Source organism: Mesorhizobium norvegicum, from assembly GCF_004919685.1.
GTDB classification, from domain to species: Bacteria; Pseudomonadota; Alphaproteobacteria; order Rhizobiales; family Rhizobiaceae; genus Mesorhizobium; species Mesorhizobium norvegicum.
The window spans coordinates 132,919-153,323 of the sequence record NZ_SMYZ01000012.1; the positions used below are offsets into that span (position 1 = coordinate 132,919).

Annotated in this window: 15 protein-coding genes; 8 read left to right on the forward strand and 7 right to left on the reverse strand. The window is 63.1% G+C overall.

The features are described from left to right. Positions 1-76: 76 nt before the first annotated feature. Entirely contained in the window at positions 77-1,072 is a 996-nt protein-coding gene (rhaS, locus tag FCU66_RS05220; protein ID WP_027055502.1) for a rhamnose ABC transporter substrate-binding protein, read from the reverse strand. A 55-nt stretch (positions 1,073-1,127) separates the two neighbouring features. After that, complete coding sequence (locus FCU66_RS05225) at positions 1,128-1,931, reverse strand: DeoR/GlpR family DNA-binding transcription regulator (RefSeq protein WP_013897232.1); 804 nt, start codon at positions 1,929-1,931, stop codon at positions 1,128-1,130. Positions 1,932-2,115: 184 nt separating this feature from the next. Here FCU66_RS05225 and FCU66_RS05230 point away from each other — a divergent pair, with 184 nt between their 5' ends. From FCU66_RS05230 to ggt, 3 genes are all read left to right on the forward strand, one after another. After that, positions 2,116-4,218 (forward strand): bifunctional rhamnulose-1-phosphate aldolase/short-chain dehydrogenase, encoded by a 2,103-nt coding sequence (locus tag FCU66_RS05230; RefSeq protein ID WP_136617122.1) that lies wholly within the window; start codon positions 2,116-2,118, stop codon positions 4,216-4,218. A gap of 94 nt (positions 4,219-4,312) precedes the next feature. Further along, positions 4,313-5,605 carry an L-rhamnose catabolism isomerase gene (gene rhaI / locus FCU66_RS05235; RefSeq protein WP_136617123.1) on the forward strand — a complete coding sequence of 431 codons (1,293 nt, stop codon included), beginning with the start codon at positions 4,313-4,315 and terminating at the stop codon, positions 5,603-5,605. A 243-nt stretch (positions 5,606-5,848) separates the two neighbouring features. Further along, the gene (gene ggt, locus FCU66_RS05240) at positions 5,849-7,588 is read left to right on the forward strand and encodes a gamma-glutamyltransferase (protein WP_136617124.1); all 1,740 of its coding nucleotides are present in this window, start codon (positions 5,849-5,851) and stop codon (positions 7,586-7,588) included. Positions 7,589-7,667: 79 nt separating this feature from the next. Here the strand turns inward: ggt and FCU66_RS05245 are convergent, their stop codons facing one another. Together FCU66_RS05245 and FCU66_RS05250 are read right to left on the reverse strand one after the other, a co-directional pair. Next, complete coding sequence (locus tag FCU66_RS05245; RefSeq protein ID WP_168991805.1) at positions 7,668-8,015, reverse strand: hypothetical protein; 348 nt, start codon at positions 8,013-8,015, stop codon at positions 7,668-7,670. A 450-nt stretch (positions 8,016-8,465) separates the two neighbouring features. Next, positions 8,466-10,616, reverse strand: coding sequence for a TonB-dependent siderophore receptor (locus FCU66_RS05250; protein WP_168992246.1), 2,151 nt, complete (start codon positions 10,614-10,616; stop codon positions 8,466-8,468). A 232-nt stretch (positions 10,617-10,848) separates the two neighbouring features. On the opposite strand from FCU66_RS05250, the gene FCU66_RS05255 reads away from it, so the two are divergent. The 3 genes from FCU66_RS05255 to FCU66_RS05265 are packed head-to-tail and all read left to right on the forward strand — an operon-like array spanning position 10,849 to position 14,737. After that, the gene (locus tag FCU66_RS05255; RefSeq protein WP_168991807.1) at positions 10,849-11,769 is read left to right on the forward strand and encodes an ABC transporter substrate-binding protein; all 921 of its coding nucleotides are present in this window, start codon (positions 10,849-10,851) and stop codon (positions 11,767-11,769) included. After that, entirely contained in the window at positions 11,762-13,813 is a 2,052-nt protein-coding gene (gene fhuB, locus FCU66_RS05260) for a Fe(3+)-hydroxamate ABC transporter permease FhuB (protein ID WP_136617126.1), read from the forward strand. Before FCU66_RS05255 ends, fhuB begins: the two co-directional genes overlap by 8 nt. A 36-nt stretch (positions 13,814-13,849) precedes the next feature. Further along, positions 13,850-14,737, forward strand: coding sequence for an alpha/beta hydrolase (locus FCU66_RS05265; protein ID WP_168991808.1), 888 nt, complete (start codon positions 13,850-13,852; stop codon positions 14,735-14,737). Between the two features lie 33 nt (positions 14,738-14,770). Here the strand turns inward: FCU66_RS05265 and FCU66_RS05270 are convergent, their stop codons facing one another. The 3 genes from FCU66_RS05270 to FCU66_RS05280 form a co-directional block, all read right to left on the reverse strand. Then, positions 14,771-15,130, reverse strand: coding sequence for a hypothetical protein (locus tag FCU66_RS05270; RefSeq protein ID WP_246093792.1), 360 nt, complete (start codon positions 15,128-15,130; stop codon positions 14,771-14,773). Positions 15,131-15,501: 371 nt separating this feature from the next. Continuing rightward, on the reverse strand, positions 15,502-15,942 hold the full coding sequence (locus FCU66_RS05275; protein ID WP_136617128.1) for a hypothetical protein: 441 nt from the start codon (positions 15,940-15,942) through the stop codon (positions 15,502-15,504). A gap of 127 nt (positions 15,943-16,069) precedes the next feature. Next, entirely contained in the window at positions 16,070-17,614 is a 1,545-nt protein-coding gene (locus FCU66_RS05280) for a winged helix-turn-helix domain-containing tetratricopeptide repeat protein (protein ID WP_136617129.1), read from the reverse strand. Positions 17,615-17,802: 188 nt separating this feature from the next. Between FCU66_RS05280 and FCU66_RS05285 the strand changes: the two genes are divergently transcribed. After that, positions 17,803-18,498: an alpha/beta fold hydrolase gene (locus FCU66_RS05285; RefSeq protein ID WP_136617130.1), complete on the forward strand. Its 696-nt coding sequence runs from the start codon at positions 17,803-17,805 to the stop codon at positions 18,496-18,498. Between the two features lie 476 nt (positions 18,499-18,974). Next, on the forward strand, positions 18,975-20,357 hold the full coding sequence (locus FCU66_RS05290; protein ID WP_136617131.1) for an adenylate/guanylate cyclase domain-containing protein: 1,383 nt from the start codon (positions 18,975-18,977) through the stop codon (positions 20,355-20,357). The last annotated feature ends 48 nt before the right edge of the window (positions 20,358-20,405 follow it).

Consider the following 20,405-nt stretch of genomic DNA (forward strand, 5'->3'; position numbering starts at 1 on the left):
CAAGCCCTGAAACAAGGTCCGTTTAAAGTCGCGGCGGGACGTGAGCCCCGCCGCGACAACTCTAGAGGGCTCCAGATCAATAGATCTTGGAGAACTTCTCGATGTTCGACTTGTCGAACTGGAAGGGCGGAGCCATCGCAGCCGAATTGGTGTCGTCGAGCGTCACCTTGCCGACGCGGCCGATCGACAGTGTGGCACCGGGCTTCGCCTCTTCCTTCTTCACCGCCAGATCATGGGCGAGGTAGACGGCGGAGTAGCCGAGATCGATCGGATTCCACAGTGCAACCGCCTGGCTGGCACCGTTGTCGATGAACTTCTTGAACTCGGACGGCAGCGCGAGACCGGTGACATTGACCTTGCCGATCAGGTTTTCGTCGGTGACGACCTGGGCGGCGGCGACGACGCCGACGGTGGTCGGCGCGATGATCGCCTTGAGGTTCGGATAGGACTTCAGCAGGCCCTTGGCTTCGTCGGTGCTCTTGGCCGAATCGTCATCGCCATAGACGGTGGCGACGAGTTTGATCTTGGGGAATTTCTCCGGCAGGATCTTCTTGGCTGCATCAATCCAGGCGTTCTGGTTGGTGGCGGTCGAGGAGGCCGACAGGATGGCGACGTCGCCGCCTTCCGGCAGGTAGTCGGCGGCGAGCTTGATGATGGTCTCGCCGATCAGGCCGGTGTCGGACGGGTTGAGGTGAAGCTGGCGGCCTTCCTTGGCGACGCCCGAATCCCACGAGATGACGGTGATGCCGCGCTCCATGGCCTTCTTCAGCACCGGCACCAGCGCGTCGGCGTCATTGGCCGAAATGGCGATTGCGTTGACCTTCTGGGCGATCAGCGAATTGACCACTTCGATCTGCGCTTCGGCGGTCGCCTTGGTCGGGCCGGTGTAGATGATGTCGACATCGCCGAGTTCCTTGGCCGCCTCTTCGGCGCCCTTGTTGGCGGCATCGAAGAAGCCATTGCCGAGCGACTTCACCACCAGCGCGATCTTGACGTTTTCGGCATAGGCTGCATTCACGAACATGGCGGCAGAGAACGCCGCCGTTACCATCAGTTTCTTCAAAAAGCTCATCGAATATCCTCCCTTGAGCGTTGCATTCCATCGCCGCTGCTGGTGTGAGGGTGTCTCAGGCCTGCAGTGAAGATTCTTCCTTTGCCGACTTGCGGGCGACGATCAGCGTCACGCCTGCGGTCTCCAACATCTTGGCTTCGCGATCCTCGATGCCGTCATCGGTGATGACCGTGGCGATGCGCGACAGGCCGCACAGGATCAGGCTCGAGCGTTTGCGGAATTTCGAGGAATCGACCAGCACCACCAACTCGTCGGCCTGGTCGATCAGTTTCTGCTCCGCCTGGATCAGCAGCGGGTCGCCTTCCATCAGGCCGAGCGGCCCCAGCCCTTGAGCGCCCATGAACATGCGGCGCGCATAGAAATTGCGCGTCACGTCATTGTCGAAGGGCGACAGGATGATGTTCTGCTCGCGGTAGATCGTGCCGCCAGACAGCATCACCGTGTTCTTGGAGTGCTTGAGCAGGTGCTCGGCGATCGGAAACGAATTGGTGAAGATCGGCATGCGGCGGCCGGTCAGGAAATGCACCATCTGGAAGGTGGTGGTGCCGCCATTGATGATGATCGGCTCGCCATCCCCACAAAGCTCGACCGCTTCTCGTGCGATCGCCCGCTTTTGCGAGGCGTTGATCGTTTCGTTGACGGAAAAGGGCCGGCCGGCCAGCCCGATGAACTGTGGCGGCGAGATTGCTTCGGCACCGCCGCGCACCCGGCGCAGGCGCTTTTGCACGTGAAGAGCCGCGATATCGCGCCGGATCGTCGCCTCGGAGGACTCCGTCAGATCGACCATCTCCTGCACCGTCACAACAGGCTTTTCCTGGACGGCGGACAGAATGATCCTGTGGCGCTCTTTTTCGTGCATGGTTCCTCCCTGCCCGAGCATCTAGGCACCCAAAACGCGCAATGTCAATCATTTCCGATCATATAATTTCATTGTGCAGTGCAATATGATCGATCTTGATCGTTTATGATTGACAAGCCGGCTGCTTGCGTAGACATTCCCGCCAAAATGGACTGCGGATTTTTGCGTCCCAGGGAGGATACCTATGCTCGACAAGCGCACCGGCGCGCGCCTCGCCAATTTGTGGGATGATGCGAAGGCCAAAGGGATGAGCGAGCCGGAACTTCTGGTCTATCGCTCGAACACGCTCGGCTCGGACAAGCGCGTCACCAACTATGGCGGCGGCAACACCTCATCGAAGATCTGGCAGAAAGACCCGCTCACCGGCGAGGCCGTCGAAGTGCTCTGGGTCAAGGGGTCCGGCGGCGACAGTGCTTCGATCAAGCTCGACGGCTTCGCCACGCTCTACATGGACAAGCTGCGCGCGCTCAAAGGCCTTTATCGCGGCGTTGAGCACGAAGACGAAATGGTCGGCTTCCTGCCGCACTGCACCTTCAACCTCAATCCGCGCGCGGCCTCGATCGACACGCCGCTGCATGCCTTCGTGCCGAAGCCTTTTGTCGATCACATGCATCCCGATGCCATCATCGCCATTGCCGCCGCCAAGGATTCCAAGGCGCTGACCAAGGAGATCTTCGGCGACGCCATCGGGTGGCTGCCATGGAAGCGTCCGGGCTTCGAACTCGGCCTGTGGCTGGAGAAATTCTGCCTCGAACATCCCAGTGCCAAGGGCGTCATCCTGGAAAGCCACGGCCTGTTCACCTGGGGCGACACCCCCAGGGAATGCTACGAGACGACGATCTCGGTGATCAACCAGGCGATCGAATGGTTCGAGCGCCGCTCCGAGGGCCTGGCCATCTTCGGCGGTGAAGTGGTTAAGTCGCTCGATGCCACCGAGCGCCGCGCCATCGCCGTCAAGCTGATGCCCAGGATCCGCGGACTGATCTCGGAAAAGAGCCACAAAACAGGCCATTTCGATGATTCCGCCGCCGTGCTCGAATTCGTCAACTCCAGGGATTTGCGGCCGCTGGCGGCACTCGGGACCTCGTGCCCTGACCATTTCCTGCGCACCAAGATCCGCCCGCTGGTCATCGAGTTCGATCCGGCAAAACCCGATGTCGATGCGGTCATCGCGCGGCTTGCCGACGATGTCGCGGCCTATCGTGTCGGCTACCAGGCCTATTACGACAGCTGCAAGCATGCGGACTCGCCAGCCATCCGCGACCCCAATGCCGTTGTCTATCTGATGCCCGGCGTCGGCATGTTCACCTTCGCCGGCGACAAGGCGACGGCGCGTATTTCGGGCGAATTCTATGTCAACGCCATCAACGTCATGCGCGGCGCCTCCACCGTCTCGTCCTATGTCGGCCTGCCCGCACAGGAAGCCTTCGACATCGAATACTGGCTGCTCGAGGACCTGAAGTTGCAGCGCATGCCGAAGCCGAAATCGCTTGCCGGCCAGATCGCGCTGGTCACCGGCGGCGCCGGCGGCATCGGCCGCGCGACGGCCAACCGGCTGCTGCGCGAAGGCGCCTGCGTTGTGCTGGCCGACATCGACGAAACAGCGCTGGCCAGCGCCAATGACGAACTGGCCAAAGCCTATGGCAAGGATTTCGTCCGCCCGGTGCTGATCAACGTCACCTCGGAGGACCAGGTTATCTCCGGCTTCGCCGAGACAGCGGTCGAGTTCGGCGGCATCGACATTCTGGTGTCGAACGCTGGCCTTGCCTCCTCGGCGCCGATCGAGGAGACGACGCTGGCGCTGTGGAACAAGAACATGGATATCCTGTCGACCGGTTATTTCCTGGTCTCGCGGGAAGCGTTCCGGCTGTTCCGGGTGCAGAAGATCGGCGGCAACGTCGTCTTCGTCGCGTCCAAGAATGGCCTTGCCGCCTCGCCCAACGCCGCTGCCTATTGCACCGCCAAGGCCGCCGAGATCCATCTCGCCCGCTGCCTGGCGTTGGAGGGCGCGGAAGCGCAGATCAGGGTCAATGTCGTCAACCCGGACGCTGTGCTGCGCGGCTCGAAGATCTGGACCGGCGAGTGGAAGGAACAGCGCGCCGCTGCCTACAAGATGTCGACCGACGATCTGGAGGAGCATTATCGCTCGCGTTCGATGCTGAAGCGTTCGGTCTTCCCCGAAGACATCGCCGAAGCGATCTATTTCTTCGCCTCCGACATGTCGGCCAAGTCGACCGGCAACATCATCAATGTCGACGCGGGCAACGCGCAGAGTTTTACGCGCTAGGCCTTCTTCCTTCTCCCCGTTCACGGGGAGAAGGTGGCCCGAAGGGCCGGATGAGGGGCAGCGCTGACGGAACGCATTTGGGAGGAATAGCAGTTTGTCCGAAACCATCATCTCCGCCGACCTCGTCGACAAGGACAACGCCGCGCGCAAGGCCAACCTCGAGCGCGACTATGCCTCGCTCGGCGAGCGCCTCGACCGTCGTGGCATCGCCATCGACGCCATCCGTGACAAGGTCGAGAAATTCGCGGTGGCGATCCCGTCCTGGGGCGTCGGCACCGGCGGTACACGCTTTGCCCGTTTTCCTGGTGCCGGCGAGCCGCGCGATATCTTCGACAAGATCGAGGACTCTGCCGTCATCCAGCAATTGACGCAGGCGACGCCGACCGTGTCCCTGCACATTCCGTGGGACAAGGCCGACCCGAACCGGCTGAAGCAGGCAGCCTCGCGCTTCGGCCTCGGCTTCGACGCCATGAATTCCAACACCTTCTCGGACGCCAAGGACCAGGCGCTTTCCTACAAATTCGGCTCGCTGTCGCATGCCGACGCCGGCACGCGCCGGCAAGCGGTCGAGCACAATCTCGAATGCATCGAGATCGGCAAGACGCTCGGCTCCAAGGCGCTGACGGTGTGGATCGGCGACGGTTCGAATTTTCCAGGCCAGGTCAATTTCGCCAGGGCGTTCGAGCGCTATCTCGACGCCATGAAAGAGGTCTATGCCGGACTGCCGGACGGCTGGAAGCTGTTCAGCGAGCACAAGATGTACGAGCCGGCCTTCTATTCCACCGTCGTGCAGGACTGGGGCACCAACTACATGATCGCCAGGGAGTTGGGCGACAAGGCGTTCTGCCTGGTCGACCTCGGCCACCATGCGCCCAACGTCAACATCGAGATGATCGTCTCCCGGCTGATCCAGTTCAAGAAACTCGGCGGCTTCCATTTCAACGATTCGAAATATGGCGACGACGATCTCGATGCCGGTTCGATCGACCCCTACCGGCTGTTTCTTGTCTTCAACGAACTGGTCGATGCCGAACTTTCCGGCGCCAAGGGTTTCGATCCGGCCCATATGCTCGACCAGAGCCACAACGTCACCGATCCGATAGAAAGCCTGATGCTGTCGGCGGTCGAGGTGCAGCGCGCCTATGCGCAGGCGCTGCTGGTCGACCGCAAGGCGCTGGAAGGCTACCAGGACAGCAACGACGCGCTGATGGCTACGCAGACGCTGAAAGCCGCCTACCGCACCGATGTCGAGCCGATCCTGGCCATGGCGCGGCTGAAGACCGGCGGCGCTATCGACCCGGTCGCGGCCTATCGGGCGGCGGGTTACCGCGCCAAGGTCGCGGCGGAACGCCCCGCGGTCGCCGGCGGGAGCGGCGGGATTGTCTAAGGCCGAGCCAGTCCCCCTCATCCGGCCGCTTCGCGGCCACCTTCTCCCCGAGGGGAGAAGAGCCGCGCGTCAACGTCGGTGACCTCCTCTCCTCTCGGGGAGAGGTCGGATTGCCCCGAATTGCCCTTTGCAGTTCGGTTGGCAATCCGGGTGAGGGGGCTCTTTCTCACGCTCCTTTAATTGTTAGTGGACTCGATCCGTCCAACACGGTCTTCTAGGCGTCCCCCCGCCAGGAGAACCGCCATGCCACTCAACCGTCGGACGCTGATCGCCGCCAGTCTTTCCATCACCTTCGTCCTGGCGCCGTTGACGAGTGTCTTCGCCGCCTCGCCGGCGCCAGCCAAGGGCGAGCACGGCATGGTGGTGACGGCCCAGCACCTGGCGTCGGAAGTGGGCATCGAGGTCTTGAAGAAGGGCGGTAATGCTGTCGATGCGGCGGTTGCCGTCGGCTATGCGCTCGCCGTCGTCTACCCCAATGCCGGCAATATCGGCGGCGGCGGCTTCATGACCATCCGTTTCAAGGACGGCAAATCGACCTTCCTCGATTTCCGCGAACGCGCGCCGCTGGCGGCGACCAAGACCATGTATCTCGACAAGGACGGCAACCCGGTGAAGGGCGCCAGCCTCAACGGCTATCTCGCGGTCGGGGTGCCCGGTTCCGTCGCCGGCTTAGAGATGGCGCGCGAAAAATACGGCAAATTGTCCCGACAGGATCTGATGGCGCCGGCGATCGCCTATGCCAAGGATGGATTCATCCTCAAGCAGGGTGACGCCGCCTCTTTTGCCGGCAGCGCCGACCGGCTGGCGAAGGATCCCGCGGCTGCCGCCATCTTCTTGAAACCCGATGGCAAGCCCTATGGCATCGGCGAGCGCCTGGCCCAGCCGGACCTCGCCGCCTCGCTCGTCGCCATTTCGGAAAAAGGCCCGGATGCCTTCTACAAGGGCGCCATCGCCGATGCCATCGTCAAGGCGAGCGGCGCCAAGGGCGGCATTCTGGCCAAGCCGGATTTCGAGCAATATGCGGTCCGTGAACTGAAGCCCGTGACCTGTAATTATCGCGGCTACGAGATCACTTCCTCGCCACCGCCCAGCTCCGGCGGCGTCATCATCTGCGAAATCCTCAACGTGCTGGAAGGCTATCCCTTGTCCTATCTCGGCGAGGGATCGGCGGAGACCGTCCATGTCATGGTCGAGGCGATGCGCTACGCCTATGTCGACCGCAATTCCGCGCTCGGCGATCCTGATTTCGTCGACAACCCGGTCTCGAAACTGCTTGATAAGGCCTACGCCAAGGATATCCGCGACAAGATCGATCCGTTCCGGGCCGGCGTGTCGCAGGACTTGATGCCGAAGGGCTTTGGCGAGAGCAAGGAGACGACGCACTATTCGATCATCGACAATGACGGCAATGCGGTCGCGGTCACCTATACGCTGAACGGCTCCTTTGGCGCCGGCGTCGTCGCCGATGGCACCGGCATCCTGCTCAACAACGAGATGGACGATTTCACCCAGAAGCCCGGTGTGCCCAACCTCTATGGCCTGGTCCAGGGCGAGGCCAACGCCATCCAGCCGAAGAAGACGCCGCTGTCGTCGATGAGCCCGACCGTGGTGGCCAAGGACGGCAAGCCGTTCATGGTCATCGGCAGCCCCGGCGGCTCGCGCATCATCACCATCACGCTGGAAGCCATCGTCAACGTCATCGACCACGGCATGAACATCCAGGAGGCCATCGACGCGCCGCGCATCCATCACCAATGGCTGCCCGATACGGTCTATATCGAGCCGTTCGGCCTGTCGCCGGATACCGAAAAGCTGCTGGCCGGCATGGGCTATCATCTCGATCTCGCTGACCAGACCTGGGGCCAGGCGGCCGGCATCCTGGTCGGCGGCAAGAGCCTGGCGGAAATCGAGAAGGGTGGCGGCGCCCGCTACAACGGCGCCATCGACAGCCGCGCGTCCTCTGGCGAGGCGCTCGGATATTAGGCGAATTAGGAAGGATCGTGCGATCTCTTGAATCGAGCACCGGCTTAGAAGGCCAGTGCTGGACTTTCTGTCTTCTGGTTCACAACACCAGCGTGATGGTGGACGCAACCAGCATCAAGGCGGCAATGCCGACGAACAGCGCATAGATGCGCGGCCGGTCGAGCAGCAGCGCGTTTCCGGATATCCAGGCAGACGTGGCGCCGCCAAGCGCGAAGAGGAAGCCGTTGCGGTGCCCGAAGACCATCGATGCGGCCATCAGCCCGCCAATGATCAGCGCGCCGAACACGATGATCACGGCAACGGCGTATTTCTCGAAATCGTTGCCGCTTCCCATGCTCGGACCTATCGCGTTCAACGTCGGCAGGTCGTCCGGATCGAAGGGGTTCGTCGACCCATACTCGTCTTGACCGGCAGGCTCTCGCATCATTCGTTCTCCGTATAGCGGCAACAAATCATCAAGCCTTGCCGAGCGCAACCCGATCGCGCTGCCTTGATGCGTTCGACCGGTCTTTGACGTCTTCAGGCGTCGGCTTGCCGCCGGCTTTTTTGATTCGTGCCCTGGCCGTCTTTTGGTCTCAGGCAATCCAGGACACGGCCGCCCGAAGGCGACCGTGGCCCCCTCTATCATGGAATGCATTCGTGGAGGAAAAATGATGCGGGGCGCGGCTTGGGCTTCGCGGGCAGCGATTTTCGGTGGGGGTGACGCCGCACAGCACCATGACGGGGCCGAATCGCCCCAGCGCGGATGGGGAAACAGGGTCGCGCCGGATCGCGGCCCTGGACGCGTCGCATCGTCACGGGTTCATGCGGCGCGCTTCAAGTGGCTGTTCGATGCATGCCAGATCACTGCCAGTCGAGGCAGGCTGGCTGGCATGCATCAGAACTTCATGCTGAGGCTGCCCTTGATGACGCGGCCTTCGCCATAGATGCAGCTGAGGTCGGCATTGCTGCCGGCTTCATAGCAAGTCGAATAGTAGGTCTTGTCGAACAGGTTGGAGACATTGAGAGCCGCCTGCCAGCCGTTCTTCTTGTAGCGCAATGCCGCGTCGACCAGCGTGTGGCCAGGCACGTTCACTGTGTTCGCATTGTCGCCGAAGCTTGCGCCGATATAGCGCACGCCGGCGCCGACGCTCAGGCCCTCGAGCACGCCGCTGCCAACCTCATAATTGGCCCACAGCGATGCCTGGTGTTCCGGCACCCTGGCCGGGCGGTTGCCGATGATGGCGGCGGCATCGCTGGTTATCTTCGCGTCGAGATAGGTGTAGGCCGCAATCATGCTGAGACCGGAAGCCAGATCTGCGTTGGCCTCGATCTCGAGGCCACGATGGCGGACTTCTCCGGTCTGCACCTGGTAGACGGGATTGGCTGCTGCCGTCGGCACATTGGTCTTGCGCAGGTCGAAAAGTGAAGCGGTGATGAAGCCGGGGAAGAAGGTCGGCTCGTATTTCACGCCCACTTCGTACTGCTTCCCCAGCGAAGGCAGCAGCGCGTCTCCGGACTGGGTCGGGCCGATATTGGTGGTGAAGGATTCGGCATAGCTGGCATAGGGCGTCAGCCCGTTGTCGAAGAGATAGCCGATGCCGATATTGCCGGTGAAGGCATGGTCCTTCTGATCGTAGCTGCCTGTATCGTCGAGTCGGTCGAAATTGGTGTGGTCGATCCAGGCCTGCCGGCCGCCGACGGTCAGGACCCAGTGGTCGGCGATCTTGGACTGGTTTTGTGCATAGAGACCGACCTGGCCGATCGTCTCCACGCGATCCGTAATGATGAGGCTCGGCGGCGTGACCGGGATCGAATAGTCCGGGTTCTGGGTGTCCAGCGGCGGACCCTCGCCGTAGCCGTTGCGCCCGTCGACCGACTGTCTGCTGTAGTCGAGACCGAACAACAGCTTGTTTTCGATAGCACCGAAGTCAGCCTTGTATTCGGCCTGGTTGTCGACGTTGAACAGCCTTGCGGTCTCGTCCACCGTGAACAGGGTGCGCGACATCGTATGATCGTCGATCATGTCCGGGCCGCCAAGCCATTCGCCATAATAGAGCTGCCGGTAGTCGGTGTCCTGCTGCGAGTAGCGCAGATTTTGCCGCACCGTCCAATGGTCGTCGAACTCATGGCTGAACTGGTAGCCGATCGAACCATGGTTGGCATCGAAACGGTCGAAGTCGGGCGAGCCGGTGAAGAAATTGCGCGGCAGATTGCCATACTGCGCCGGCAGGAATTGAATCGGCGTCAGCCTGTCCCACTGGTAGTTGGCCAGGATGGTCAGCGAGGTCTGCGCATCCGGCTGCCACTTCAGCGCCGGCGCGACGAAGATACGGTCGTTGCGGGAATAGTCGGTTTCGAGCTCACCGTTGCGAACCAGACCGGTCAGCCGGTAGGACCACACGCCGGCATCGTCGATCGGGCCGCCTATATCCAGCCCGGCCTCGACCGTGTTGAAGCTGCCATAGCTGAGGAAGCCGTCATAGATCGGCTTGTCCGTCGGCCGCTTGGTGACGGCATTGACCATGCCGCCAGCCTCGTTCTCGCCGTAGAGCACCGAGGACGGTCCCTTCAGCACCTCGATTCGCTCCAGCCCGTAGGGCTCGATCTTGAAGCCTGAGAAGTCGACCACCTTCTGCGGCAGCCCGTCGCGATAGATCGCCGACGTGCAGAGGTCAAACCCACGAATCAGGCATTGGTCGAAGCGATCGTCGATGCCCCATGGCGAAATGGTGACGCCGGCAAGATAGGACAAGGCGTCCTCAAGCTGCCCTGGCTGGCGGTCGTCGAGCTGCTTGCGGGTCACCACCGAAATCGAGCGCGGAATTTCCTTCAGCGGCGTGTCGGTCTTCGAGCCGGTGGTGGTGTTCTTGGCGATGTAGCCGTCATCCGGTCCGACCGGGCTGTCGCTCTGTCCCTCGACATTGATCGGGTTGAGTTCGGTCGCGGTTTCCTGCGCAAGGGCCTGGGTGCAAAGCAGGGTCGAAAGCGATGCGACCACGAGGCCCTGGGCCCGGCTTCGCCGACGCGCCGCACGATATGCACTCAACCCCATCTCGATACCCCTCATGCCTGTAATGCGCGCAGGGGTGTTCCGCCCTGCGCTAATTTCAAATTGTTGACTCATTTAGTCATCTTCAATCTTGACTATTAAAGTCATGTTTCATAGTCAACCGGCCATCGGCTGCCGACAGCCAGATTTTTTGAACCGCGTCGTGTTGGAGAAAAACCGTGCCTGAAATCCACGCCCAGCCGGCTTTCCGCGCAGGCGCCGCGCGGTGATGGCAGCCCTTGAATCCCACAGGGCTGACCGTCTGCGCGATCGGATCACACGGCGCGGTGTGCTAGGGCTTTTCGCTCTGCCCTTCGCTGCAATTGCATCGCCATCTGCCGCGGCGAAGCCGCTGCGCATCGTCTGCCTGGATGACGGGCTGGCCGAGACCTTGCTCATGCTCGGCGTCAGCCCGGTCGCCATTGCCGGTCGCGACATCTGGGAGACCTGGGTGGTCGAACCGCCGCTGCCGGCTGAGATCGCCGATGTCGGCACGCTGCTCGAACCCAATCTCGAATTGCTGCAGCAGCTCAAGCCCGACATCATCCTGTCCATGCCGTATCTCGACGGCATCAAGCCGCTGCTCGAACGCGTGGCGCCGGTGACGACGATCGGGCTCTATACCGAGGCCGGGCAACCCTATCAGCGCGCCCTCGAGGCAACCCGCCAGCTTGCCAGGCTTGTCGGCAAGGAAAGCGAAGGCGAGGCACTGATCGCGGCGACGGATGCGTGTTTTTCAGAAGCTCGCCAGCAGCTGGCGCCGCTTTCGGCGCGGCCGATCTATGCCGTCAGCTTCATGGACCCGCGCAATGTGCGCGTCTACGGCAGAAAAAGCCTGTTTCAGGAGGTGTTCGACCGCATCGGGCTCGCCAACGCCTGGACGGCCGAGACCAACTATTGGGGATTTTCGACCGTCGGCATCGACGGCTTGGCGACATCCAGCGACGCGCGCCTCGCCTATCTGGAACCCTTGCCCGAGGGCGCGGGCGGCACGCTGACCGAAAGTCCGGTTTGGAACGCCATGCCTTTCGTGCGCAACCGCTCGATCATGCGCCTTCCCGCCGTCCATATGTTCGGAGCGCTTCCGTCCGCCACCCGTTTTGCTCGGGTCCTCGCGTCGGCGATGACTGTGGGGGCCGCCCGTGGCTGAGGATGCTGCGGCCATTGCCCAAGGGGGAAAGCCTGCGTTGGCCGGCCGGGCCTCCCCATGGAGCTTTCTTGGCAATCAGCCGGTAGGCGCGATCCTGCTTTGCGCGATGCTGCTCGCGGCGGCGATAGCGGCAACCGTCTCGAACCTCACCGTGCAGCTGCCATCGGCGCTCTGGCTCCAATCGCTCGCCGCCCCCGACATCGCCGACATGCGGCAGGTGCTCGTCCACTACGCCTTCCTGCCCAGGCTTGCCGTCAGCCTTTTGTGTGGTGCGGCGCTCGGACTTGCCGGAACCGTGCTGCAACAGGTTCTGCGCAATCCGCTCGCCTCGCCCGAAACGGTCGGCGTCTCGGCCGGTGCCTATCTGGCGCTGGCGCTGGCGACGCTTCTGTCGCCATCCCTGCTTGCCTTCGGCCGCGAGTGGGTGGCGCTGGCCGGCGCATTCATGGCCCTTGCCGCGGTCTTCGCTTTGTCCTGGCACAAGGGCCTGTCGCCGCTTTCGGTCGTGCTGGCGGGGCTGGTCGTCAGCCTCTATGCCGGCGCCATTGGCGCCGCTCTCATTGTGCTGCGGCATGAATGGCTGGCCAGCCTGTTCATCTGGGGCGCCGGTTCGCTCGGCCAGCAGGACTGGTCGACGACGCTGTGGCTTTTGCCACGCATCGGCACTGCTGCGCTGGCGATCTTCCTCATGGTGCGGCCGCTGACCTTGCTTGGCCTCGACGATGAGGGCGCGCGCAGCCTTGGCGTGCCGCTCGGCGCCTATCGCTTCGCCGGACTGGCAGCCGCCGTCACGCTGATCGCCTTTGTCGTTGCCGCTGTTGGCGTCATCGGTTTCGTCGGCCTGGCCGCAGCGACGCTTGCGCGCATCGGCGGCGCCCGACGGCTGGGCCAGCAGCTGGTGATGGCGCCGCTGATCGGCGGCGCATTGCTGTGGGCCGCTGATCAGGCCGTGCAGATCGCCACCGGACCGCAAGGCGACCTACTGCCGACCGGAGCGATCACCGCACTTCTCGGTGCGCCGCTGCTGCTCTGGCTGCTGCCGCGCCTTGCGCTTGGGTTGGAAAGCCCGGCTTTGACGGCCGAGCGCCTGCCACGCGCAAGCCGGCCCGGCCTCCTAATGGCGGCGATCGGCCTGGCTTTGCTTTTGCTGCTGGGCCTGGCCTTGCTCTATGGACCGGGCCCGCATGGCTGGACCTTCGCTTTCGGCGACGAGCTGCGGCCCCTGCTGGCGTGGCGGTGGCCCCGCGTGCTTGCAGCGCTGAGCGCCGGCGCCATGCTGGCGCTCGCCGGGCTGATGATGCAGCGGCTGACCGGCAATCCGATGGCCAGTCCCGAAGTGCTGGGCATCAGCGCCGGTGCCGCGCTCGGCATGATGGTGGCGTTGTTCTCTATCTCCGATGCAGGCCGTCCGCTGCAGACCGCGGCGGCAACCATCGGCGCCTTCGCCGCTTTGCTGGTGACGCTGGCGATTGGCCGCCGTGCCGCCTATGCGCCGGAGCGGCTGTTGCTCGCCGGCGTCGCCCTGACCGCCTTGTTCGACGCGCTGATCCTGGTGCTTACCGCCACCGGCGATCCTCGCGCCATGCTGCTGCTCAACTGGCTCACCGGCTCGACCTATGGCGTCGATGTCGGCGCTGCCCTGCTGACCGGCGGCATTGCCGTCTGCCTCTTCGCGCTCGCGCCTCTCTTCATGCGCTGGCTCGACATCCTGCCGCTCGGGCCCGCCGCGGTTCAAGGCCTTGGCATAAACCTGAAAATGACGCGGCTTCTCGTGCTGCTGGTGGTCGCGGCACTCACCGCCGCCTCGACGCTGATCGTCGGTCCACTGACCTTCATCGGCCTGATGGCGCCGCATCTTGCCCGTCGCCTTGGCCTGTCCCGTGCGCTGCCGCAGGCCATTGGCGCGGTGCTCGCCGGCGCGCTGATCATGGTCGCCGCCGACTGGATCGGCCGCACCGCCATCTTCCCGCGCCAGATCCCGGCCGGTCTCGTCGCCACGCTGATTGGCGGACCGGTCCTGATGTGGCTGCTGCGCCGCCGCTGACCTTTTTGCCCCTGTGGGGATATTGTGGAGATATCCATGTCCAAGTCGATGCCAGCCCTGATCGCCGACACGACGGTCCACGACCTTGTCCCGGCGCATGGCGGCGCGCCCTGGCGGATATTCCTGCATGTGCCGTCCAGGCCAGCGCCCGAGGCCGGCTGGCCGGTGCTCTACATGACCGACGGCAACGCCGTCATCGGCACAGCGGTCGACGCCATGCGCGCGCAGGCCTTCTATCCCACGGGCACCAATGTCGGCTGGGGCGTTATCGTCGCCATCGGCTACCCGGTCGAGGGCGCCTATGACCCGCTGCGCAGGTCATGGGATCTCGGCCCGCCGCCGGGCAAGACCTATCCGCCTTTTTATGATGGCACCCCGGATGTCCGGACCGGCGGGGCAGGGGAATTCCTTGCCTTCATCGAGGACGAGCTGAAGCCATGGGTCGCCAGTCGGGTCACGGTCGATGCGAGCCGCCAGGCGCTTTACGGCCATTCCTTCGGTGGCCTGTTTGCGCTCTATGCCCTGTTCACGCGGCCTTCTGCCTTCCAGACCTGGATCGCGGCGAGCCCCGCCATCTATTGGGAGGATCGCGCCATCGACCGCTTTCTCGAAGCCTTCGAGGCCGCCATTCCCGACGGCCTGACGGCGACCATGATCCTGTCGGCCGGCGAATACGAGACAGAGAAGCTGGCGCCGTTCCAGATTGGCGCCGAGGACGAGGAAAAGCGCCTGCAGCAGAAGAAGGTGACACGCACCGACGAATTCGCGCGGGCAATGGCGGAGCGGCTTGATGCTTTCCCAGGCGTGCGCGCGAGCTTCGAACTGCATGCTGGCGAGAACCACATGTCGATCCTGCCGGTCACCGTCAATCGCGCGGTTCAGGCGGCGTTTGCGGTAAGGGGGAAGGATACCGCCCTTTGCTGAACGCTGCAGCAAGGTGGTCGGCGCCTCGCGCTGTCATTCCTGTGAAGGGGAGGCGCTCAATCGACGGTAGGAGACGCCGCCGAAGTTTGCCGTCACAAAGTCCGTGACGGACATCTTGCGCTTGCCTCCGTCGCTGCAGGCGTAAACCGGCCAACCGGCATCGCTGCATTCGCTGGCAGCGCAGATGCGCGCCAGGCAGTTCCCGATAGTCAGCCGGAAGCCGCCCTTGCCTGCGAAGCCTTGCAACAGGCTACCGTCCGCCGAGCGCCATGTCCGCGCACGGAATTCCGCCCGCAAAAGCAGGGGTTCGAGAGGGACCGCAAGGTAGGTTTCGCCGGCACGCCCCGCAAGCTGCAGACGGAAGCGCGCCATTGCGGTCGTGTATGCGGTCACAAGATCCGCTTGGCGAAAATAGGCGGTCGCCAGGCTTGAGCGGTCAAGCAGATGAGACATCCACTCGCCGGCCTCTACCGGCCTCACCAAGGCAACAAAGGCAACAAAGGCAAGAAAGGCGAAACAAGCTCGTGACATTTTCCAGCAGCCATATCGATCTCGGCGTGCCGGTTTGCCCCCCGGTTGCCCTCCTATAACATCCCGCCAATCGGCGCCTGGCGCAAGCCGCTTGCAGAGGCAGTCCAGAAGGCCACCGAGCAAAGCCGCCTGGAGCCGAAGACGGTGACCCGCATCGACGAACTTATGTGGGCGATGGCGAGGTGGAGGCGGCGTTTGCGGCCAGGGTGAAGACCTTCACCAGCCAAGGTTCCTTAGCCGATGCGAGCCGGCGGCAGCTCGAACAGGGTGGCGCCGTTCTCCTGGCCGCGCTCGACATAGCCGATGACTCCGAACCATCTTGCGACATCCGGCCCCTGGAGCCAGCTGCGCGAGTGGATGGGGAGGTTGCCGGCGAGTGCCTGGATGTGCCGGATATGCCGCTTGCAGAAGCGAACGGTGGCGGCACGGAAGAAATCCTCCTGCGCGGCAAACAGCGTGTCGGCGGCATCGCTGTTCTCATGCCAGGCGACGATCGCCACGGCCTTGTCGCCCTCGACAAGCGCGTGAGCACGGCCTTCCTTAAAATTCATCATCAGATTGTCGTAGGCGACCTTGCTGTCCTTGCCGGCGGCCACGTATTCGTCCGACATCCGTTTGGACAGACCGCGAAAGACATCCTCCAGATCCCCGAGCGTTGCTGCGCGTGCTCTCATTTCTCCTCCTGACGCCCCGGCAGGCAGTTTGCCCTAAGGTTGGGGGATCACCAAGCAAATCAAATCCGCCGGCGGCCTAATGTGCGCAAAGTGATTTCGCCCAGCGAATGCGGGATTGCGCGGCCTTCTACGCCGGCAAGCCTGCGATGCGCATGGCGTCGGTGACGTCATCGATGATTTCAGGCGCAAGTCCTACGGCGGCGGACCAGCGGCCGATGGTGAAGTGCGGGTCGAGCGACAAAAGCCGCGCTCCCGCCGCTTTTGCCTCGTCGAGCCGCCCGAGCCTGGCCAGCGGCGCGGCCAGCCATCCGTGCAGCATGCTGAACCCGGGGTTCATCTCCACCGCCCGTCGGCCTGATATGACGGCCTGCTCGTGCCGGCCGGTGAGAAAATTGCCGAATCCGATCATGCCTTGCGGCACGCAGCTCATGGCGTCGAGGGGGTTCAGCCGTAGCGCCTGTTCGCCCCAGTCGATCGCCCGGGCAGCGTCGCCGCCATAAGCCACCGACACGCAGCCGAAGGCATAGACGAAGGCGCAGGACGCGCTGAGCGTCAAAGCCTGCGCAAACGCCTCGTCGGCCAGCCTGCGATCATGCTCCACGATGCCGATCGTGAACCCGGCCAGAGCGAGCGCCATGGCGTCGCCCGAGCCATGCTCGATCGCCGCATGGGCATGGCGGATCGATCGTTCCCGATTCTCCGGTTTCATGCCGCCGCGCACGAACAGCGACTGATGCGCCCAGGCGGCAAAGCCATGGGCAAGGGCATAAGTCGGCTCGATGGCGAGCGCCTGGTCCAGCAGCGGCAGGGCCTTGGCTGCGCCCTGCGGCATGAAGGTGTAGACATCGGGCAGTGCGCGCAGCAGCAGATCATAGGCGTCGAGACTGTCGGGGCGCTGGCGCTTGACACGTTCGATCTCGGCCCGGCGCAGATTGGGTTCTATTGCCGCGACCACGCTGATGGTGATCTCGTCCTGCAGCGCGAACACATCGGTCAGGTCGCGGTCGTAGCGCTCGGCCCACAGATGGCTGCCGTCCTCCGCGTCGATGAGCTGGCCGGTGATGCGCACACGGCTTCCCACCTTGCGCACGCTGCCTTCCAGCACATAGCGCACGCCGAGCTCGTGTCCGACCTGCTTCACATCCACCGCGCGGCCCTTGTAGGTGAAGCTTGAATTTCGCGCGATAATGAACAGCCAGCGGATCCGCGAAAGACCGGTGATGATGTCCTCCACCATGCCGTCGGCAAAATAATCCTGCTCCGGATCGCCGCTCAGGTTCACGAAGGGCAGCACGGCAATGGACGGACGGGCGGGAATGCCCGAGCCAGGCTTCGGTTGCTCCGCCGCTGCCGTGGCCCCGGCCTCCTCGCGCACGGCGCCGACGAAGCGAAGGCCCCTGCGCAGGATGGTGCGGATCAGACGCTGCTCCTCGCCATTGTCGTGCAGCGCATTGCGCGCTGCGTTGATGCGGCTGGCGAGCGTGGCGTCCGAGACGATACGCCCCTGCCAGACCGCGTCGATCAAATCGTCCTTGCTGACCACCCGCTCGCGATTGCGGATCAGATATTGCAGCAGGTCGAACACCTGCGGCTCGATGGAAATCAGGTCGCTGCCGCGGCGCAGTTCGCGCCGATCGCCGTCCAGGGCAAAATCCTCGAAGAGATACGGCAACTTGCTGGCTCCAGATCGCGCGGGAAATAGCGACTCTCAACACTGTAGCCGTGTCGTCGACGCAAAATCAAAGTGATCTCAAGGTAAAATCAAGAGGTCCTGAAGGTCGCCTCAAAGCGAGCCCGCCGGCCCTGGCGCATAGTCCTCCTGCAACCAACGCAAACAACACTTTGAAAAGGAGAACTCAAATGTCGAACACAGCAGCAAAATCCGTCGTCCTCGTCCATGGCGGCTTCGTCGATGGCTCCGGCTGGGACGGCGTCTACCAGATCCTCAAGAAGGACGGCTATGACGTGACCATCGTCCAGAACCCGACCACCTCGCTCGCCGACGATGTCGCTGTCACCAGGCGCGCCATCGCCGCCGCTCCCGGCAACGTCATCCTGGTCGGCCACTCCTATGGCGGCGTGGTGGTGTCGGAAGCCGGCACCGATCCGAAGGTGGCAGGTGTCGTCTATATCGCAGCCTTCGCGCCGGATGCCGGCGAATCGGTCTCGAGCCTGATCGCCAACCCGCCGCCCGGAGCGTCGGTGCCGCCGATCCTGCCGCCCGTCGACGGCTTCCTGATGCTCGACAAGGAGAAGTTCGCGGCCTCGTTCGCCGCCGATGTCCGTCCCTCGCTCGCCTCCTTCATGGCGGATTCGCAGGTGCCTTGGGGTGTGGCAGCGCTCGAAGGCAAGGTCACCGCTCCGGCCTGGAAGGTGAAGCCCTCGTGGTATCTGGTCGCCACGGATGACCGGATGATCCCCCCACCGGCGCAGCGCCAGATGGCAACCCGCGCGCAGGCGACGACGGTTGAGGTCCCCGGCAGCCACGCGGTCTATGTCTCCAACCCCGCAGCTGTCGCCAAGCTCATCGAACAGGCGGCCGCCGGCAAGAACTGAGCCCGCATCACCCGCGATGGACAGCCTCGGCGCTTGGCGGCGCCCGGGCCTGTTGCTTTGCTGGGATGATCCGTCCGCGAATGCTACCGAGCTCATCAGAGCTCGCGGCCCGAGGTCGGACGCACCAAACGCCGCTCTCCGGCAAGACGCCACTCGTCAGTGCCACCCAGAAGAGCAAGTCGCAATTGGCGCAGAGCTGACTTTTTAGACCAAACCCAGTAATCGGGCCGTTCCCCGGCGTGTTGCAGCCGACCTCGGCGAGCCTTTCGGTGATAACTTAAGAGCCGGGGATTGTTTCCTTTTTTCCGCCGGTGCCAGCCGGCAGAGGTTGCCGATGCAAGCGGTCTTATGGTCCGGTCCCCGCGACGAAACCATTCCGGCTTCGTCGGCGCCTGAATTTTGCACGATTCTATTGCCTGAGCCGATTGGTGCTACACTGGCAAGCCAGTCAACGCGACGGACCTGTGTTCGGTGATATGACCAAAGTAACCGCTTTACCCGACAGAGTGGATTTCGACGTGGCCGCAGATGAGACGTTGCTTGAGGCGGCTCTCAGATCGGGCGTGCCATTTGCCCACGCATGCGGCGGCAGGGCGAAATGCTCGACATGCCGCGTTTGGGTTCTCGACGGCATTGAGGCTTGCCCGGACCGGAATCCGGACGAAACCCTGATGGCGAACCGGTTGAGATTGGCCGATGAGGTTCGGCTGGCCTGTCAGCTCAAGCCGAAAGGCGAGCTTCGCGTCCGACGCCTGGTGCTAGACGAAACCGACATGATGATCACCAGCCAGCTTGGTGCTTCTGCCGCGACGCGTTGCGGCGAAGCAAGGCATGTTGCGGTCTTCTTCAGCGACATTGTAGATTTCACAGCGCTGTCGGAGCGGCTTTGCCCCTACGACGTGATGTATCTGCTCAATCGCTACTTCGCCCAGGTCGGCGACATCATCGAGCAGAATGGCGGTTTCATCGACAAACTGATCGGCGATGGGCTCATGGCGATATTCGGTATCGACGACCAGCCAGACGCTCCGCTCCGCGCCGTGAACGCCGCACTTCAGACCCTCGCCACAGTCGATCGTCTGAAGCCGTTCTTTGCCTCGATGTATGGCATCGATTTCGATATTCGCATCGGGCTCAACTATGGCGAAGCCGTCATCGGCACATTGGGTTTTGCTGGACACGAACGTCTCACGGCCATCGGCGACGTTGTAAATCTGGCCAGCCGGGTCGAGTCCGCCAATAAAGATGCCGGTACGCGCCTGCTGATATCCGAGGCCCTCCGCGACCAGATCGCCGAAAAGGTGGAAATCGGCGACTTCGTCAGGGTACGCCTTCGCGGTACCGGCGAGCGCACAAGCCTGTTCGAAATCGTCAGGCTGAAGCCCGAAATTGACGCCGAGCTGAATGCCAAGGGGCTTCGCGAAACCATCCGTCACGGCGGCAGGAGGTGGGTTCGCGCTTTTTCCGAAGACGAGCTTCAGCCCTACGAACGTCGGATTCTCGATTTTGAAGATTACGATATCGTCGTCGTTCGCGGATCCGACAACTATTGCGCCTTCAACAATGCCTGCCCGCATCTTCATCTGCCGCTCTACGAACGCCGAAGTTCCGCTCAGGCCGAAAAGCTGAAGCTCCCGCACATGGAGAGCACGATCACCGCAGATCTTGGCTTGGTCTGCCGCTGGCATCAGAGTTGTTTCGACCTGTCTACCGGCGAAATCAGGGAGTGGGCGCAGCTGCAGCAGGATGGTACCGCGCCGGGCTATGAATTCGCGGGTAACATTTCGAAAAACCGCGCAAAACTGATCGTATATCCCTGCCGAAAGCAGGACGGCTTTGTGTGGATCGGGCTCGAGTGAAGCGACGTTCCGATATTTCAGTTTTCCGTCGCTATTGCATGCAATTGT

Coding starts and splice junctions, on each gene's coding strand:
- rhaS (WP_027055502.1), bottom strand. CDS start 1,072: ATGAGCTTTTTGAAGAAACTGATGGTAACGGCGGCGTTCTCTGCCGCC.
- FCU66_RS05225 (WP_013897232.1), bottom strand. CDS start 1,931: ATGCACGAAAAAGAGCGCCACAGGATCATTCTGTCCGCCGTCCAGGAA.
- FCU66_RS05230 (WP_136617122.1), top strand. CDS start 2,116: ATGCTCGACAAGCGCACCGGCGCGCGCCTCGCCAATTTGTGGGATGAT.
- ggt (WP_136617124.1), top strand. CDS start 5,849: ATGCCACTCAACCGTCGGACGCTGATCGCCGCCAGTCTTTCCATCACC.
- FCU66_RS05245 (WP_168991805.1), bottom strand. CDS start 8,015: ATGATGCGAGAGCCTGCCGGTCAAGACGAGTATGGGTCGACGAACCCC.
- FCU66_RS05255 (WP_168991807.1), top strand. CDS start 10,849: ATGGCAGCCCTTGAATCCCACAGGGCTGACCGTCTGCGCGATCGGATC.
- FCU66_RS05265 (WP_168991808.1), top strand. CDS start 13,850: ATGTCCAAGTCGATGCCAGCCCTGATCGCCGACACGACGGTCCACGAC.
- FCU66_RS05275 (WP_136617128.1), bottom strand. CDS start 15,942: ATGAGAGCACGCGCAGCAACGCTCGGGGATCTGGAGGATGTCTTTCGC.
- FCU66_RS05285 (WP_136617130.1), top strand. CDS start 17,803: ATGTCGAACACAGCAGCAAAATCCGTCGTCCTCGTCCATGGCGGCTTC.
- FCU66_RS05290 (WP_136617131.1), top strand. CDS start 18,975: ATGACCAAAGTAACCGCTTTACCCGACAGAGTGGATTTCGACGTGGCC.